Source organism: Streptomyces sp. NPDC004051 (assembly GCF_053604275.1).
In genome coordinates, this window is sequence record NZ_JBSGHG010000013.1 from 118,457 (window position 1) to 134,381 (window position 15,925).

A 15,925-nucleotide genomic window follows, 5' to 3' on the forward strand; every position below is an offset into this window, starting at 1 on the left:
GCGGATGATCTACACCACCCCGATCCAGGCCACGAGCCACGCCCTACGGGCGGCGGGCCAGCAAATGGGTGTCGAGGAAGCCCCGCTCGGACGCTGGGTCGTGGAGCAGCCGGGCGAACGTGACGAGTCCGGCCTCGGCGAGCAGCTCGGCGAACCGGTCCGCCGGCCAGCTATAGGCGGGCGTCACCTTGTGGTCGAAGCGGACCGGCTCCGGTCCCTCGGTCCCAAAGAAGGACACCAAGAGCAGGCCCCCTGGTGCCAGGACACGCACCTGCTCGGCGAGCAGCGCGGGCAATTCTCCAGGTGGGGTATGGATCATCGAGTAGTGGGCCAGCACTCCGCCGAGCGCACCGTCCTCGACCGGCAGAGCCTCCATCCGCGCCTCATCGAACCGCAGCGCCGGATGGGCCCGCCGGGCGTGGGCGACCATCGCCGGGGAGAGGTCGAGCCCGAAGGCGTCCAGCCCCAAGTCATGCAGCATCGCCGTCACATGACCGGGGCCGCACCCGACGTCGGCTACCCGCAGGTTCCCCGTGCCACGCACGAGCTCGGCGAAAGTGCCGATCATGTTCCGCGCGAACGGGTGCGTCTCCAGCCCATTGGCGAACATCGACGCGTACAGATCGACGACCCCGTCATAGGCCGCCCTCGTCTCGTCCTGGTGTCCTAACACGGGAAGGAAACTAACACCCGCGCCGTTCGCAGCCGTTCTCCGGCCCCACACCGGTTCCCTCAGGACTGATCGTCCCGTCACCTGATCACGGGACGCTCTCGTTAGTTCAGAGAAGAACTCCGTGGGCGCGCTGTCGTTGAAGCAGACGCCCCAGACCGGTGGGCCGAAAGCGTCCTTGTAGGCGTTGATGCGCCACAGTCCGTCGTCGTCGCCTTCGGGGAGGTAGCCGAGGCGGACCTTGCCGTCGGGGGCCGTGAGGTAGGCGTTGCCGAGGTCGTCGTGGTGCAGATCCCAGCCGAGGTCGCGCAGCGGGTCGAAGCCGGGATCACCGACCGCAGTGGCACGGGCCAGGTGGCGTGGGGAGACGTAGATGTCGCCCTCGATGGTGTCGTGGTCGTCGTGAGGCACTGAATCCTAGGGGGAAAGGGCGGGGTCAGTTCGGGGGCTGCAGGGCGGCTGCGAGGTCGGTGGGGCGACCGGTGTAGTGCAGGGTGCGCAGGCGCAGGCGGCGGGCTGCGTGGCAGTTGTCGGACCGGTCGTCCACGAAGAGGACGCGGTGAGGGTCGGCGCCGGTGGCGTTCATCGCATGCTGGTAGGCGGCCGGGTCGGGTTTGCAGACCTGGAGCCGGGCCGAGTAGAAAGCGTGGGTCATCAGGCGGCGCCACGGGTGGCGGTCGAGAACATCGCTGAGGTGGCGGGGTGCGTTCGACAACAGCACCAGCGGCAGCCCGGACTCGTGGGCCTGGTGCAGGACTTCCACGACGCGGTCGTCGGTGGACGTCCACATGTTGGTGTCGGCGTCGCGGAGTTCACGCAGCCGTCGGGCGCCGGGGTGGTGGCCGAGGACCGTGGTCCAGTACGCGAGATCGCTGAGCTGGCCGGCGTCGTATGCAGAGCGGGCACTCCAGAAGGCGTGCTGAAAGGCGGGCAGGTCGTCTTCGGACCACAGGGCGGTGCGGGCCAGGCGGAGCCACTGGCCGGTGGTGGGCTGCAGGCCGATGACGCCGTTGTAGTCGAGGATGACGGCGTCCAGGCCCGCCTGGGCGGTGGTGGGTGTCACGGGGTGGGGTTCTCCAGGGCGCGGTGGGCGAGGGCGGCGACGGCGGCTGCGAGGAGGGCGGGCAGCAGCAGGGCCGTGGACAAGGTGGTGGCGCTGGCCAGGGCGCCGATGAGGGCCGGTCCGGCGAGGAGGCCGAGGTAGCCGGTGGCGGTGACCGTGGCCACGGCCTTGGCTCCGCCGGCTCCGGCCGCGGTGATGAGCGAGGGGACGGTGGTGGACAGGCCGAGTCCGAAGACCGCCCAACCGGTCAGTGCCAGCGGGGTGCTGCTCCCGATGACGCCGATGGTCAGTCCGGCCGTGGCGAGAACGGCTCCGGCCCGTACGACTATCGGTGCGCCGAAGGCTGCGGTGAGCCGGTCTCCGGTCAGCCGTCCCGCGGCCATGGCCGCGCTGTACAGCGCGAACGCGGTGGCGCTCGCGGCCGTCGGGGCGCCCAGGGTGTGCAGGTGCACGGCGGCCCAGTCAGCGGCGGCTCCCTCCCCAAGCAGGCTCGCAGCGGCCAGCGCGGCCAGAAGCCAGAGCTTTCCCGGTGACGGAAGCAGGGGCAGCTCCCCAGCTCCGGTGTGTGATGCGGGGCGGTCTGCGCCGCTCAGGCTTCGGGTGACCGGCACCGCAGCGACTGCGACGCCGGCCAGGAGGGTGCCTGTTGCGGTGAAGAGAGTGCTGTGCGGGGTCTGGGCGGTGAGGGCGGCCAGGGAGGCGCCGGCGAGGGCGCCGAGGGAGTAGGCGGCGTGAAGGCCGGACATGATGGGCCGACCGATACTGTTCTGGCAGCGGACGGCCGCGGTGTTGGCGGCTACATCAAGGACGCCGTGCGCAAGACCGAACGCGAGAGCCGCCGCCAGCAACGCGGACAGGCTCTCGCCTTGGCCCACGAGGACGAGGCATCCGGCCAGGGCAAGGGACCCAGTGCTGAGCAGAGCCGGTAGCCGCGCCGGGCGGGCGTAGCGGCCTCCGAGTTGCAGCCCGGCGACCATGCCGACGGCGGCGGCCAGCAGGACCAGGGCCAGCCCTGCGGTGCCGAGGTGGGCCGCCTGCTGCACGGCAGGCATCCGGGCGCCCCACACCGCCATGATGGCCCCGAGGCCGAGGAAGTACCCGGTCAGCAGCGCCCGGCTGTGCCGGTCAGCCGCAGACACCGCGCTCACGCCGCGGTGCTGCGGGTGCCGGGGGTCCGGTCGAGGACCGCCGTGACAGCACGAGCGGCCTGGTCGGCGCGTGCACGCGCCTGCTGGCCGGTGGCGGCGGTGGTGATGAGGTAACCGAGCCGGCCCGTGTACAGGTTTCCTCCGTCGGCGGGAGGAGGAGTTGGTTGCCGGGGCGGCACTGGAAGTGCAGCCGGTCCAGCCACGTCGGGTGGGGCTCGTCGTAGGTGAGGTGGGTGAGGGTGCCGGAGGTGTCCGGGTAGAGGAGCCGGATGGCGGCGGCCGAGGACCTGGTGGGCGTGAGGTTGGGGGCACGGTCGCAGGCGATGTCGGCTGCGACACGAGGCAGGTCGATGCCGGTGGCGAGACGCACGAGGTGGCCGATCATGTCTCCGGCCAGGCGGGCGTTGACCTCGATGAGGCGGGGTCTGCCGTCGACGAGCCGCATCTCAATGTGGCTGACGCCGTCGGTGATGCCGAGGGCGTTGATCGCCGCCCGGGCGGCCGGCGCGACAGTCTCCAGGAGCGGGTCGTCGGCGTCCACGCTGTGGGCCAGCTGCTCGAAGTGCGGCGGAGGGCTGATGGCCTTGCGGTTGACCGCGACCACCGTGGTGGCGCCGCGGTAGGTGACGCACTCCACGGAGATCTCCGGCCCGTCGAGGAACTCCTCGACGAGGACGCTGGTGCTCTCGGTGCCCTGACCGGCCGTCCGTTCGGCTGCCTGGTAGGCGGCCGTGAGCTGGTCGCGGTCGTCGACGCGGAGCACGCCGATGGCGCCCGCGTGTGAGGCAGGCTTCAGCACCACGGGGTAGCCGATCCGTTCGGCGGCGGCTTCGGCCTCCTGGCGGGTACGCACGCTCACCGAAGCGGCCGAGGGCACGCCGTGGAGGGCGAACAGCGACCGAGCGGTGGCCTTGTTGCGGCACCCCTGCATCACTTCGGGTGCGGTGGTGGACAAGCCGAGCTGGCGGGCGAGGCGGGCGGTCGGGACCACGCTCCATTCGTCCCAGGTCATGACGCCGGCGAGGTCGTGGCGTCCGGCCAGGGCCTGGCCCCCTGTCAGCAGGGCGGCAGGATCGCTGAGGTCCACGACGGCGTGATCGGTGATGTGCGGTTTCTCCCACGACGGTTCGGTGCCGGTGAGCAGCACGACGTCGTAGGTGTCGGCGACCTGCTCAAGGCAGTAGCCGCGGTAGTTCTCAGCTCCGGGAGCAACGACAAGTACAACAGGGCGAGCGGGCAAGAGGGCTTCTCCGTATCGAGGGATGGCAGGGCAGAAAAAGTGCCCCTATGGCTTTCGTCAAGCGGCGTTGATCTTGGGCGGTTCGTAGAAGGTGCCGTCGCGGAGCATGGCGAAGAGGACGTCGATGCGGCGTCGGGCCAGGCAGACGATCGCGGCGACGTGGTGTTTTCCCTCGCGTCGTTTCCTGTCGTAGTAGGCCCGGGAGTCGGGCTGGGACAGTGAGGCGAAGGCGGCGAGGTAGAAGGCTCGCTTGAGCTGTTTGTTGCCTCGCCGGGCCGGGTGCTCGCTGCGGATCGAGGAGCCGGACCGGCGGGTGGCGGGTGCCAGACCGGCGTAGGCGGCGAGGTGACCCGCGGTGGCGAAGCCGCTGCCGTCACCGACGTCGATCAGGATGCGGGCCGCGGTCCTGACCCCGATGCCGGGCATCGAGGTCAGGACCTGGGAAAGAGGGTGTGCCTCCAGCAGTTCCTCGATCCTGGCGGCGAGGAGTCGGCGCTGGTCGAGCACGGCGGTGAGCGAGGCGGCCAGGCTGGGGACGATCAGCGCCGCAGCGTCGGTGCCGGGCACGACGACGCTCTGTTCATCGAGCGCGTCGAAGATGTCCGCGACGAGCCGTTCTGCCATGCGCGGTGCCCTGGGCCGCAGCATGGATGTCAGCCGTCGTCTGCCGGCTTTCCGCAACTGTGCTGGGGATCCGTGGCGTTCGAGCAGGAACAGGACGGCCGGGTGATCCAGCCGGGAACCCAGGACCCGCTCGAGCGAGGGATGGATCTGGGTCAGCAGCCCGCGCAGACGGTTCTTGGTGCGGGTGACCTCGCCGGCCAGGTCATCGTCGAAGCCCACGATCATGTTCAGCTCGGCGACGGTCTCGTCGTCCGGCGCCAGGTCCCGCAGAGTGTGCGGCATGGTGCGGGCGGCATCGGCGATGACCGCAGCGTCCCGGGCGTCGGTCTTGGACTCACCGGGGTAGAGGTCGGCGATCCGCCGCATCGTCAGTCCCGGCAGATAGGCGACACGACAGCCGACATCCCGCGCGACGGCCAGCGGCAGAGCCCCGATCGAGGCCGGCTGGTCCACCACGACCAGCACCGTTCCGTGCCTGGACTGGAGCTTTTCGAACAGCTCACGCAGCCGCGGTTCACTGTTGGGCAGCGGCTTGTCGAACACCTTCTTGCCCGCCGGAGTCAGGGCGGTCCCGTGATGCTCACCCTTGCCGACGTCCAGACCGAGGTAGACATCGATCCCACCCGCGTCGCTCACTCACCCTCCCCAGCAGACACCCTTCCCGGCCTCCGCCGCGGCATCAGCGTGCCGGCATCCACGTTACGAAGGCCTGTCCATCCCAGAGAGTGCGGATGAAGCGGTCATGCCCCTGATCAGCGGTCTGCCAATGCCCCCCGGCCCGGTGACACCACTTTTTCGACCATGATCGACAAGGGGCGCAAGTCATGCCGGACCCGGAGACCGGGGACCCCATTGCGGGGCCGCGAAAAAGGTAACGGGGGGTGTCTCAGGCGGCGCGGCGACGGCGTAGCTCGAACGCGTCGGCCCAGTGGGGGTGGTCGTCGATCAGGCGACGGGCGTAGAGCGCGGTGAAGTTGTTGTTCAGCCCGACGACGCCGTACGGGAGTTGGCGACGAAGGTCTTCGAAGAGGTCCTTGAGGCTGACCCGTGTGGCTCCGGCGGCCAGGCGGCGGGCGGCCAAGCGTTCCAGGGCGCGGTATACGTGCGGGTTGCGGGCGTCGAAGGCGTGGAACTGCTCGGTGATGTGCGGCCGGTCGCTCGGTGCGAGCCGAGGGCGGCGATGGTCATAAGGGTTCTCCACGGGCCGGGGACAGCTGGGTCAGGTGCGCAGAGCGGGGTCGGTGCGCAGGCGGGCGAAGGCGCAGAACAGGCCGAGGGTTTGCAGGGCGGCGCAGGCGGTGATGACGTGGCCCAGCGCGTCGGGCGGGGTGAGCGCGGTGAGCACACCGGCGACCGGGAAGGGCAGCAGAAGGATGAGGATGGTGGCCGACAGGGTGCTGCCGAACGTCTCTGGGGGGATCAGGCGGGAGCGCAGGGTGCGCAGGACGACCGCCAGGCCGCCATCGGCTGCCATCAGGACCGCGACCATGACCAGGTAGGACAGATAGTCGGGGGCCAGGGCAGCAGCGAGACAGGCGAGCGAAGCGATGAGGGAGCAGGCTGCTCCCACTGGCCACAGACCCAGGCGGTCCAACGCGAACCGGCAGATGGTGACGGCCACAAGGGTGGCCGCCGCTGCGGCGGACCACACCAGGCCGACGGCCGTGGTGGACTGCCCGAAGTGCTGGACGACGATCACGGGACCGGCGGCTTGGAGAAGGCCGATAGACAGGTTGGACACCGTCAGCCCGGTCACCAGCCAGCCGAGCGCGGGAAGCGAGCGGATGGTGCGCCACCCGGTGACCAGCCCAGCCCCGGGCCGCCCCTTCGGCGCACGGGCCGGGGCTACAGGCGAGGGCGGTGTGCGCAGGGCGAGCAGTGCGGCGAGCAGCGAGAGCACGGTGACCACCGCGAGCATCGACGGCGGCCCGGCGAGCAACAGCACGCCGGCGAGCGCCGGCCCGGCCAAGGTCGCGGTCTGGTCGATGCCAAGCAGGGCAGCCTGGACACGGTGAGCTCGAGGACCCGCTCGGCGGCCGGCGGCGGCACCTGCAGTCTCGACGGCGATGTAACTGAACTCGGTGAGCACACCGGTCGCCGCCGCCAGCACCATCACCGTCACGCTCGCCACGGCACCGGACGGGTAGAGGTACAGCAGGACAGCGCCGGCGGCGAGAGTCACCGCCCGTCCCAGTGAGGCGAGGTGGAAGACCACCGAGGCGCCGCGCCGGTCGACGATCGATCCGGCCCACCCGAATGCGGCCAGGCGCGGGATCCACTCCAGGGCGAAGGCGGCCCCTGTCAGTACGGCGGAGCCAGTCGTGGCCAGAACGAGCAACGGGATGCCGTAGGTGGACATCGCGAACGCCAACGCGTCCGCAGTGCGCGGCAGGTAGATGCTGCTCATCAGCCCGGCCGTGTGGCGTGCGTGCCGGGGTGTGACCGCTGCGCTCACGCGGCCCGCTCGGGCTCGGCCCTGGTCACCTGGGAGTTCCCGGCCAGCCACTGGATCAGGAGCGTGCGGGCACACGCCAGGTCCGCCTCAGCCTCCACGCTGATGGGGCGCACGTTGGGTAGGGGTGCGGGGCGGTCGGCGTTCTCGGGGGTGAGCGATGGTGCCAGCAGGCCGAGGGCATGCTGGACACGGATGCTGAACTCGCAGACGGCGGCGGGGGCCGAGTGACGCCGCGCCCACCGGGCTAGCGCGTCGTACAGGTCGGCCAGCTCCATTCCAGAGTTCGTGAGTTCCAGACCGGCGCCGGGCGCGACCCGGACGAGGCCGTGGGCGCGGGCCGTGTCGGATGCACTGCGCAGTTGGTGCGCGGAAAGGTCGGGCAGGGTGCCGGCGAGCCGACGCGGCGGTATGGCGCCGTTGTCGTCAATCTCGGTGACCAGACGGATCAAGGAGCACGAGGCCAGCAGTTCGACAGCGTGACGCGCTTCGGCAGGGGTGAAGGAAGTGTTCATCGGCGCGGTCCTCCCGCCGAGATGACTGCCGTCGGGCGGTCGGCGGCGGCGTGCGAGAAGAGGTCGCGGTGGTGCCATACCGGGGACGACCCGACCGCCCGAGCGGGTGGCAGCGCCGCGGGCGCCGGCCGTGACTGGCTGCTGACCCACGGCCTCGGCGCGCTCTTGGCCTGCGGCTGCCCCCAGACGGGGTGGTGGGCCGCCTGGTCGAGGGGCTGCCCGGCGGACCAGGCGGACAGCGTACCGAGCACGGGGCCCAGGGCGTCGCCGGCGGCGGACAGCCGGTAGGGCCGGCCGTTTCCCGCGGTGTCGGCCAGACCGTCGGCAACGAGCTGGCGCAACGGCGGATAGATGTTGGTCCAGTCGCTGCTGGGCATCACGATCCGGGCCAGAACCCGGCCGCTGACCTCCTTGCGCGACTTGAGCACCCACAGGATGGCGGCGGCGTGGCGCCGGGTGAGCAGGGTGAGGCTGTCCTCGATCTGCTCGATCGCGGGCAGCGGGCGGTCGGCCTTCTCCAGATGCTCCTCGGCCCAGGTGGCGATCATCGGCAGGATCGGCAGCAGGTCAGTGGCTCGCTCGGTGTGGCCATAGGTCACGTGCCGTGCGGTGTGTTCGGTGCGCTCGACGAGTCCGGCGTCGCACAGCGACTTGAGCTTGGGGTGGAGCTGGCCGCTCTGCAGCCAGGGCACCTTGGCCGCCAGCTCGCTGTAGCGCAGCGGCGGGCCGGAAAGGGCCAGCAGGAGCCGCACGTTCCAGCGCGGGGTGATCATGGCGAGGGCCTCGGTGACCCGGGCGATGTCGGCGTCGGCATCGGGGGGCAGAGCGGTGGTGGCCAAGGGAGGAACTCCTGGGTGAAAGGAAAGGGGGATCGCCTGGGGGTCAGCGGCGGTGTGCCGCGCTCTGCGCCACCGGGGGCGCGGCCGGAGCAGGCGGCGAGGCAGACGTCGGGGCCGGGACGCGGGCCAGGCTCTGCAGGACGGCCGCGACCGACTTGGCCTGGGCCTCGCGGACGGCGACGGCTTCGGCGAGCCGACGGGTGCCGTCGAGGAGGTGGGAAACCTCGTGCGGGCCGATCTGCTGCTCGGAATGGATGAGGCGGGCGAGGTGGTCGCGGTGGAAGTCGATGCTGCGCTCGGCCAGGGCGAGGGCGTCGTGCATGCCGAGCAGAGCGGAGAGCATGCCAGGTGGCTGGTCCTGTGCATGCGCTTCGAGGTCGGCGAGCGGTGCGCCGTACAGGTCCTCGATCCGTCCGGCTATGTCAGTGGACGTGAGGTAGAGCAATCGGGGGCTTTCACGGTCGGCGGGCCCGGGCCGCCCCGGCACGCTGGGGTGCCGGGGCGGCAGACGGGGGCAGGGCGGCGGTGGCCCTGAGATGTGCCGTACGGACAGGCCGGGCCTGCTGGGCAGGCGGGGGCATGGTGCGCAGCAGCTCGCCGAGGGCTGCGCGGTAGCCGTCGCGGGCCTCCAGTGCTGCTTCCAGCCACTGCGCGTCGAAGCGAAGCTTGTCCGCCGACAGTTCGTCCATGTCAAGGTCGGGATCCATGTCGGCGTGGACACGGTCGCGGACGCGGGCGACCTGCTCCTCGGTGAGCGCCAGGAACGAGCGCAGCTCCAGAGCGCGGGCGAGTGCGGGTGGAGCATCGTGGCCGGCAGCCGCCTCGTACAGCTCGGATACCGGGTTCCCGAAGACCTTCTGCAGGTCGGTGTCCATGGTGCTGGCCTTGTCCCGGCTCATCGGGCGGACCTTGCCGGCCGCCACGCCGACGCCGGCGCGGGTGTCCCTGCGGGACGGTGGGGAGCGCTGGTCTGCACCGCCGGGCCGCTTCGGGGCCGGAGGCGGGCCAGGCGCTCTGCGGCGAGGTCCTTCTTGCCCGGAGCGTCCGGGTCGAGGAGCCAACGTACGACCATGGCCCGGCCGTCGCGGGCGGTGACGGCGGCGTTCACTCGGTGGGCGAGGCCCATCGTCGGATCGTCGACCTCGCTGGGCTGGGTCTGCAGGGCCGCGAGGAGGTCGTCCTCCGCGCGCTCCAGCACGGACTGGGCCTCGACGAGAAGGCCGTGCCACTTGACGACGTCGGTGGCGTCGGGGTTCGCGGTCGGAGCGGCGGCGACCGCGGCCTTCAACTGGTCCATGCCCATGTCGAAGCGGGCCTCGATCCGTTCGGTGAGCACGCCCACGACATCCGCAGACTCATCGGATATGCCGTCGGTCAAAGGGATCTCCTGTTCTGGATAGGTCGCTGCCTGGGGAATGCGAGGGGCGGCTGTACTCGGTGCCCGCGCCGCTTAGCGGGACGTGCTGGATCCGGTCATTCAGTCCAGGCACATGCGGACGTCGCGGTAGACGTACGTGCCGGAGACCCAGCCCTTGACGCCGGTCGTCTTGTCCGTGATGTAGAGCCAGTTGCCGCTCTTCTTGGTCACGCTGAACTTGTGGCTCTTGTAGAGCACGCCGAGCGCAGTGGACTTCGAGCTGGCCTTGGACCGGATGGTCACGGCCTTGGTGTGCACCGCGTACGGGAGCGGCGGCAGGTTGTGGCAGCTCACGGCAGGGGTGGCGGTTGCTGCGGTGGGTACGGTCGCGGCGCTGGCGGGGGTGGCGGACAGCGCCGGCAACACGAGCGCGCCGAGCATCGCCGCGGATATGGCAATTCGGGTGGAGCGCATGCGGAAGAAACCTCCGTGAAGGCACAGGGAATGCGGGGAAGGGGCCGCAGGAGTTGTCCTGGCGGCTGTATAAGAGTCCGGAGAATCGCCGGTTTGGCTAACCGGCGATCGTCGGCTATGTTGCGCCGCCCGCGACTGGAATAGCGCTCAGCGAGAACGGCCGGGCGGGTGTGGGGTAGGGGCCTTCGCTACACCTGCCGGGCGGCTGGTGGTGGCTACCGGGCGGACCGGCGGGAGCGGCCCGGCCTTGCCGGTGAGGCGGTCGTCGCACCACTGCAGGGCCTCCCCGGCCGTGTCGAAGCCGCCCTCGCGCAGGGTGTGCGTCCACCCCTCGGTATCGACCTCCTCGACCACTACGCGGAACGGGCTGGGGGCTTGCTCGTCCCGGGCGCGCAGAACTACGACGATGACCATGTCGTCCGGGTCGTCGCTGGTGTAGGAGTAGCCCATGGCGTAGTGGTCGCCGTCACCGACGAGGCGTCGCTCCAGTGCTCGCGTGGCCTCGTCCGCCGGAGGCGGTCCCGATTCGGCGTCGAGTCCGATGGCGTCGTGCGGGCAGCCGCGGTGGATGAGCCAGGACTGCGCCATCGCGGGCAGCGGCAGCGGTGCCTGCTCGAAGCTGAACGTCTGCTTCTCGTAGTCCCGTTGCAGATGCACGGCGAGTATCTGGGGCATGCCGGGGTGTCCCCAGGTGGCGGTGCGGTCGAACAGCACGTAGTAGCTGTTCGGGCCGTCGTGGTGTTCGGCGAGGGGGACGAGCATGTCCTCGTGGACAGCGACCTTGCGGTAGAAGTCGAGGTACCTTTCCTCGTCGGAGTCGAGGTCGTCCAATTCGAAGTCGACGTGGGGGATGGACTTCCGGACCGGCGCCGGTTCGGTGGGGGACAACAAGAGCCTTTCGGGATCGGTGGAGTTCAGCGCCGCTTCGCGGGAGTGGACGGCGAGGCGCCGGGGCGAGCCGGGCTCTTCGGCGCGTGCGTCGTTGGAGTCCGGCGGGCGTCGAGCAGTGCGGCTCGTCCGGCGTCGGTGAGGGAGACGGGCTGGCCGGCGTGTACCGGGTGGCTGGTGTCCCGGACGATCAGGCCGGCGCGTTGCAGTTTCTGCATCTGGGGGTAGGGGATGCGGGTGCTGGAGGAGGCGGTCACGGATGCTCTGCCGGTCAGGAGGTGTTCGTGGAGCTTGGCACCGCCGGCGATGGCGAGCAGTGCCGCCCGGTCATCGGTCGAAAGCGGTGGTCCGTCGGGCGTCGACGCTGAGGCGGCGGCCTCGATGGGCTCCAGGGCGGCAAGCACCTTTTGGGCGGCGGCGTCGCGCGCGTCGGTGGCTACCTCCAGTTGGTCCACGGTGCGGTCGATGCGTACGAAGAGGGCGCTGTCGACAGGGAACTCACCGCTCGTGAGCCGGTTGAGCAGCTTGAGGTAGAAGGTGACGCCGATCTGGGCGTTGGCCAGCGTGCGGTGCCGGTCAACCAGCTGGGCGTGTGGTTCGTCGAGGGCGCCGCGGTCGTGGTAGGCCCACAGGGCGTCGATGTCGTGGCCTGTGACCGCTTCGATGCGGTGGTCGAGCTGCGTGACCGCACGCCGGGCGGGTGTCAGCGCGGGTTGAGGGGGCATGGGCGACGCTCCGTGCGTTCAGCGGGTGGGATGGTGCGCGGGGTTGAGTGCGGGACGGGGCAGACCCGGCAGTGCAGCAGGCGGCGGGCCGGGCCGGGGCACGGGAGTGCGGGTGGTCAGCTGCGGGGAACGCGAGCGGGCCGCGTGCGTCCGAGCGCTCAGCGGTCGGCTGGTCATCCCCAGGCGGCGGCCGACTTCGTCGTAGACATCGTTGCCCGCACGCGGCCGAACCGCGACGACGTGGATTTCCTTGGGGTGGGCGGATTCCGCAGGCGCCGGACGGACGCCGTAAACGACGCGCCAGTCCTTGCGGCGGTCCACGAACAGCTTCCGGAATCCATCCAGGTCGCCGTCGAGGCGCTGTCCGAAGCGCTGCGCGTTCACCACTTCCTGCAGGTAGGCGAGGGTGAGGTCGCGGATATCGCTGGGGGCCTGGAGGAGATCGGTCAACGCGCGAGGGTCGAAGCTCAGTCCGAAGGCGGGCTGTCCCGCTCCCGCGGTCATGACGTCGGCTCGTCCGGCTCGGTGGCTTCCTCTGTGGCCGCGGTCTCGGTGCGCACAGACGGCGGCGGGCCGGGCAGGAGACGGTGCGCGGGCCGGTCAGGGGAGGTCATGCAGGCCGACAGCGGTCCGCCCGGAGCACGGATCGCGGCGACGGCATGGGTGAGGAAGTCCCGGTGCCACACGAACAGCCCGGAGAGCCCGGCTTCGGGGTCTTTGTGCTGCTGGTAGGCGAGCCACAGGGCGTGGAGCCAGGCCACGACGTCGTCGTGTTCCTGCCACTGCAGGCACCAGGGCGCCGCGGTGGTGACCTCCGCCCCGTAGACCGGGAGGAAGAAGTCGTCGACCCAGTCCGAGAGGGCGTCGAGTTCGTCTTCCCGTTCCTCCCCATCGAGTTCCAAGATCGGGCGGGGCTCCGGCGGAGCGGCGGCCGGAGGCCCGCCGAGTCCCGGCATGCCAAACGCGGCGAACGGTGACCCGCTCGGCGCCGGCACGGATGCGAGGTGGTCGAGCTGCTGAGCCTGTTGCGCCGACTGCTCCATGAGCCGCCGCACGCTCGCCTCGATTCCCTCCAACTGCGGATCCGGAATACGAACCGGCTCCAACTCCCCATCGTCAGCGGGTTTTGCGGATTCGGACATTGAAAGTTCGGCCTCCTACGAGACACGGGATAAGAGAAGGGCGAAAGCGTCCTTGCACGGACCGGCCAGCGAAATCGCAGGTCCGCTCCGGCGGTGCTCCGCCAGCGGCTATGCAGGGAACCGGTTGCGTTGGCGACAGGAGAGGACCCGGATCAGACGGCGAGAACCACGTCGTCCTGCGTGAGGGTTGCGCGGATCGTCTCGGTGAGCCGGTCGGCCGCGATCGACGCGTAGTGCTCGGTCTTCTCCACGCCGATGAAGTCCCGGCCTTCCAGCAGGGCGGCGACGCCCGTGGAGCCGGAGCCGGCGCAGAAGTCGAGGACCGTGCCGCCTTCGGGGCTGATCTTGACCAGCTCGCGCATCACCTCGACCGGCTTCTGCGTAATGTGCTGGCGCTTCGCGCCGGAGGGCTGCGAAGCCGAGTACATACCCGGCAGGTAGACCGGGTTCCGGGAGCCGTCGATCGGCCCCTTGGACGCCCAGACGATGAATTCGCAGTTCTGGGTGAACCGGCCCTTCTGGGGCCTGGCCTGCGGCTTGTGCCAGGCCAGCACACCGCGCCACAGCCATCCGGCGGCCTGAATGGCGTCCGTCGTCGTGGGGAGTTGACGCCAGTCGGTGAACAGCAACGCGGTCCCGCCGGTCTTCGTCAGCCGGTGGGCCTCAGTCATGATCTGCGTCAGCCAGAACGAGTAGGACCGCTGGTCCATGTTCTCGCCGGTGAAGTCGGCAAGGTCGTTCTTGGCATCGGCGGAGGTGTACTTCTGCTTCGCCGAGCGCGTGGTGCGCTCCTTCGCGGTCCGGCCACCGCTGTTGTACGGCGGGTCGGTGATGACGGAGTCGACGCAGCCGTCCGGGAGACCGGAGAGAACGGCCAGAGCATCGCCCTGATGCAAGGAAAAAGGCAAAGAGGAACCCCAATTCGGGTACGGAAAGGCGGATGGAAACCCCGCCTCGCACAGGAGTCCTCGCGGGCCGGAAATGGGCATGCAGAAGCCCATGGCCACAGGCGGAGGAAGGCAAGGGGGGGTCCAAAAACTGTAGAGTCGAATCCGCCGACGACCAAGAAGTGCCGTGCTGAGGTGCCGGTTTCCGGCACCTCACGCCGAACTTTTTGGTCAACCGCCGATACGCGCCTACTGTTTTTGAACCGCCCGGCGCACACCGCCGCTGGCTACTCCCCTGCCACACCTCACGGAGGTACCCCCCTGCCCCGGCACACCTAGCTCACGGCACGGCCACACACGGAGCGAGCGGCAACTCGCCCACACCGGCCCGCCTCCGATCGCCCACCCCGGCCGCCGCGCCCTCCACCACGCCTCGCGCACGCGGCACGCCGGACACCGCACCCTCAAGGAGCCGTTCATGACGTCTCGCTACCCACCCATGCCCGAAACCGCTGACCGGCAAGCGGTCCGCTCAGGTTGAAAGGGCTCGCCGCCGGCATCGGCGTCGTCTTCCTCTCCCCGATCCTGATCGCCGGCACCGGCATGATGCTGGCCTCCTCCGCCGATGCCGTGCAGAGCAGCGGCTCCTTCAGCGGCTGCCTGACCGACATCGACAGCGGCAAGGTCGCCGAGCAGGTAACCAAGATCCTCGACGGCGCCTCCGGCAAAGACGTGTACGTCGAGGGCTTGGACCTGCCCGCCGAGCAGGTCCCAAATGCCCAGACGATCGTGGCCGCCGGCCTCTCCCTTGACGTCCCCAAGAAGGGACAGATCATCGCGCTCGCCACGGCGATGCAGGAGAGCCGGCTGCGCAACCTCAACTACGGCGACCGCGACTCCCTCGGACTCTTCCAGCAGCGTCCCTCCCAGGGCTGGGGCAGCGCCCAGCAGATCCGTGATCCGGTTTACGCCTCCGAGCAGTTCTACAAGCACTTGCTCAAGGTGGACGGCTGGCAGCAGATGACCGTCACTCAGGCTGCCCAAGCCGTGCAGAAGTCCGGTCTCCCGGACGCGTATGCGCAGTGGGAAAGCCTGGCCACCGCGCTGCAGAGCGCCATCGCCAAGACCTTCCCCGGCGCCGGCGATGACGCGGACGACAAGGACACGAACCAGGGCGAGAAGCCCTCGACCAGCACGACCGGCTGCGCGTCGGGCCAGGACGGGTCAGGCTTCGGCCGCATCCCCGAAGGGAGCGTCCCCAAGGGCTACTCGATCCCCAAGGACGCCGACCCGAAGGCCCGAAAGGCCATCGAGTGGGCGATGCACCAGCTCGGCACGCTCTACCAGTGGGGCGGATCCTGCACGAACGCGCACGGCCCCGACCCCATGGGCCGCTGCGACTGCTCCAGCCTGATGCAGCAGGCGTACGCCCATGCCGGCATCACGCTCACCCGCACCACATACACGCAGGTCAACGAGGGCAAGGCGGTCTCGCCCGCTCACCTCAAGACCGGCGACCTGATCTTCAGCCGCGGCACCGCCGCCCGGCCCGAGCACGTCGGCATGTACATGGGCGAGGGCCTCGTGATCGAGGCACCGCGCACCACCAAACCGGTCCGGATCACCCCGATCAAGGACTGGGACATTCTCGCCGCCCGCCGCGTCCTCTGACCCCGGTCAGCCCGCATGTAGGTTCCGAAAAGAGATGACGGTGTCCAAGTGATCTGTCGTCAATGTGTCGGTCGGCGCTCTCTTTTCGGGCCGGTTCTCGCGCCGCACCGAAGTCACATCCAGAGTCTGAGGTCCAGCCTTTCGTTGGGTTTGCCCTGCCGCACGGCCAGGTTACGGCTGGTCGTGGCCTATGTCCTGGTGTCAGAGGGATCTGACACGAAAGGGCGGGT

General features: G+C 70.0%; 17 protein-coding genes and 3 pseudogenes. 1 reads left to right on the forward strand and 19 read right to left on the reverse strand.

Annotation, left to right across the window (positions count from 1 at the left end; genetic code table 11):
- Positions 1–43 precede the first annotated feature (43 nt).
- The 19 genes and pseudogenes from ACWEQO_RS16635 to ACWEQO_RS16725 all read right to left on the reverse strand — a co-directional run bounded on the left by ACWEQO_RS16635 (position 44) and on the right by ACWEQO_RS16725 (position 14,045).
- Positions 44–673, reverse strand: a complete 630-nt coding sequence (locus ACWEQO_RS16635) for a class I SAM-dependent methyltransferase (RefSeq protein WP_452983773.1) — start codon at positions 671–673, stop codon at positions 44–46.
- A 111-nt stretch (positions 674–784) separates the two neighbouring features.
- Positions 785–1,081 (reverse strand): annotated as a pseudogene (locus tag ACWEQO_RS16640) (DUF317 domain-containing protein); the annotation flags it as partial.
- A gap of 25 nt (positions 1,082–1,106) precedes the next feature.
- Positions 1,107–1,733: an HAD family hydrolase gene (locus ACWEQO_RS16645; protein ID WP_452983622.1), complete on the reverse strand. Its 627-nt coding sequence runs from the start codon at positions 1,731–1,733 to the stop codon at positions 1,107–1,109.
- A complete protein-coding gene (locus ACWEQO_RS16650) occupies positions 1,730–2,881 on the reverse strand; it encodes an MFS transporter (protein WP_452983625.1) in 1,152 nt (383 codons plus the stop codon). Before ACWEQO_RS16650 ends, ACWEQO_RS16645 begins: the two co-directional genes overlap by 4 nt.
- Positions 2,878–4,121, reverse strand: a pseudogene (locus ACWEQO_RS16655) (ATP-grasp domain-containing protein). Before ACWEQO_RS16655 ends, ACWEQO_RS16650 begins: the two are co-directional and overlap by 4 nt.
- A 57-nt stretch (positions 4,122–4,178) precedes the next feature.
- On the reverse strand, positions 4,179–5,381 hold the full coding sequence (locus ACWEQO_RS16660) for an IS110 family transposase (RefSeq protein ID WP_452983628.1): 1,203 nt from the start codon (positions 5,379–5,381) through the stop codon (positions 4,179–4,181).
- Positions 5,382–5,631: 250 nt separating this feature from the next.
- Positions 5,632–5,933: pseudogene (locus ACWEQO_RS16665) on the reverse strand (hypothetical protein).
- A 31-nt stretch (positions 5,934–5,964) separates the two neighbouring features.
- Complete coding sequence (locus ACWEQO_RS16670; protein ID WP_401459010.1) at positions 5,965–7,152, reverse strand: MFS transporter; 1,188 nt, start codon at positions 7,150–7,152, stop codon at positions 5,965–5,967.
- A 44-nt stretch (positions 7,153–7,196) separates the two neighbouring features.
- Positions 7,197–7,712, reverse strand: a complete 516-nt coding sequence (locus ACWEQO_RS16675) for a regulator (protein ID WP_452983631.1) — start codon at positions 7,710–7,712, stop codon at positions 7,197–7,199.
- The gene (locus ACWEQO_RS16680) at positions 7,709–8,551 is read right to left on the reverse strand and encodes a winged helix-turn-helix transcriptional regulator (protein ID WP_452983634.1); all 843 of its coding nucleotides are present in this window, start codon (positions 8,549–8,551) and stop codon (positions 7,709–7,711) included. The genes ACWEQO_RS16675 and ACWEQO_RS16680 overlap by 4 nt, the downstream gene beginning before the upstream one ends.
- 43 nt (positions 8,552–8,594) lie before the next feature.
- Positions 8,595–8,996: a hypothetical protein gene (locus tag ACWEQO_RS16685; RefSeq protein WP_401459007.1), complete on the reverse strand. Its 402-nt coding sequence runs from the start codon at positions 8,994–8,996 to the stop codon at positions 8,595–8,597.
- A gap of 10 nt (positions 8,997–9,006) precedes the next feature.
- Positions 9,007–9,450, reverse strand: a complete 444-nt coding sequence (locus ACWEQO_RS16690; RefSeq protein ID WP_401459005.1) for a hypothetical protein — start codon at positions 9,448–9,450, stop codon at positions 9,007–9,009.
- Positions 9,447–9,929, reverse strand: a complete 483-nt coding sequence (locus tag ACWEQO_RS16695) for a hypothetical protein (RefSeq protein WP_452983638.1) — start codon at positions 9,927–9,929, stop codon at positions 9,447–9,449. The genes ACWEQO_RS16690 and ACWEQO_RS16695 overlap by 4 nt, the downstream gene beginning before the upstream one ends.
- Positions 9,930–10,028: 99 nt before the next feature.
- Positions 10,029–10,349 (reverse strand): SH3 domain-containing protein, encoded by a 321-nt coding sequence (locus tag ACWEQO_RS16700; RefSeq protein WP_452983776.1) that lies wholly within the window; start codon positions 10,347–10,349, stop codon positions 10,029–10,031.
- A 180-nt stretch (positions 10,350–10,529) separates the two neighbouring features.
- The gene (locus tag ACWEQO_RS16705; RefSeq protein WP_452983641.1) at positions 10,530–11,273 is read right to left on the reverse strand and encodes a hypothetical protein; all 744 of its coding nucleotides are present in this window, start codon (positions 11,271–11,273) and stop codon (positions 10,530–10,532) included.
- A 23-nt stretch (positions 11,274–11,296) separates the two neighbouring features.
- A complete protein-coding gene (locus ACWEQO_RS16710; RefSeq protein WP_452983644.1) occupies positions 11,297–11,995 on the reverse strand; it encodes a hypothetical protein in 699 nt (232 codons plus the stop codon).
- 18 nt (positions 11,996–12,013) lie between these two features.
- Complete coding sequence (locus ACWEQO_RS16715) at positions 12,014–12,499, reverse strand: hypothetical protein (RefSeq protein WP_452983647.1); 486 nt, start codon at positions 12,497–12,499, stop codon at positions 12,014–12,016.
- Positions 12,496–13,038 carry a DUF4913 domain-containing protein gene (locus ACWEQO_RS16720; RefSeq protein WP_452983779.1) on the reverse strand — a complete coding sequence of 181 codons (543 nt, stop codon included), beginning with the start codon at positions 13,036–13,038 and terminating at the stop codon, positions 12,496–12,498. Before ACWEQO_RS16720 ends, ACWEQO_RS16715 begins: the two co-directional genes overlap by 4 nt.
- 251 nt (positions 13,039–13,289) lie before the next feature.
- The gene (locus ACWEQO_RS16725; protein WP_266073702.1) at positions 13,290–14,045 is read right to left on the reverse strand and encodes a DNA-methyltransferase; all 756 of its coding nucleotides are present in this window, start codon (positions 14,043–14,045) and stop codon (positions 13,290–13,292) included.
- A 516-nt stretch (positions 14,046–14,561) separates the two neighbouring features.
- Between ACWEQO_RS16725 and ACWEQO_RS16730 the strand changes: the two genes are divergently transcribed.
- Positions 14,562–15,695, forward strand: a complete 1,134-nt coding sequence (locus ACWEQO_RS16730; protein WP_452983650.1) for a C40 family peptidase — start codon at positions 14,562–14,564, stop codon at positions 15,693–15,695.
- The last annotated feature ends 230 nt before the right edge of the window (positions 15,696–15,925 follow it).

Excerpts from the sequence above, each read along its gene's own strand:
- ACWEQO_RS16670 (WP_401459010.1), bottom strand. The coding sequence starts at position 7,152 with ATGAGCAGCATCTACCTGCCGCGCACTGCGGACGCGTTGGCGTTCGCG.
- ACWEQO_RS16675 (WP_452983631.1), bottom strand. The coding sequence starts at position 7,712 with ATGAACACTTCCTTCACCCCTGCCGAAGCGCGTCACGCTGTCGAACTG.
- ACWEQO_RS16690 (WP_401459005.1), bottom strand. The coding sequence starts at position 9,450 with ATGAGCCGGGACAAGGCCAGCACCATGGACACCGACCTGCAGAAGGTC.
- ACWEQO_RS16700 (WP_452983776.1), bottom strand. The coding sequence starts at position 10,349 with ATGCTCGGCGCGCTCGTGTTGCCGGCGCTGTCCGCCACCCCCGCCAGC.
- ACWEQO_RS16710 (WP_452983644.1), bottom strand. The coding sequence starts at position 11,995 with ATGCCCCCTCAACCCGCGCTGACACCCGCCCGGCGTGCGGTCACGCAG.
- ACWEQO_RS16715 (WP_452983647.1), bottom strand. The coding sequence starts at position 12,499 with ATGACCGCGGGAGCGGGACAGCCCGCCTTCGGACTGAGCTTCGACCCT.
- ACWEQO_RS16720 (WP_452983779.1), bottom strand. The coding sequence starts at position 13,038 with ATGGAGCAGTCGGCGCAACAGGCTCAGCAGCTCGACCACCTCGCATCC.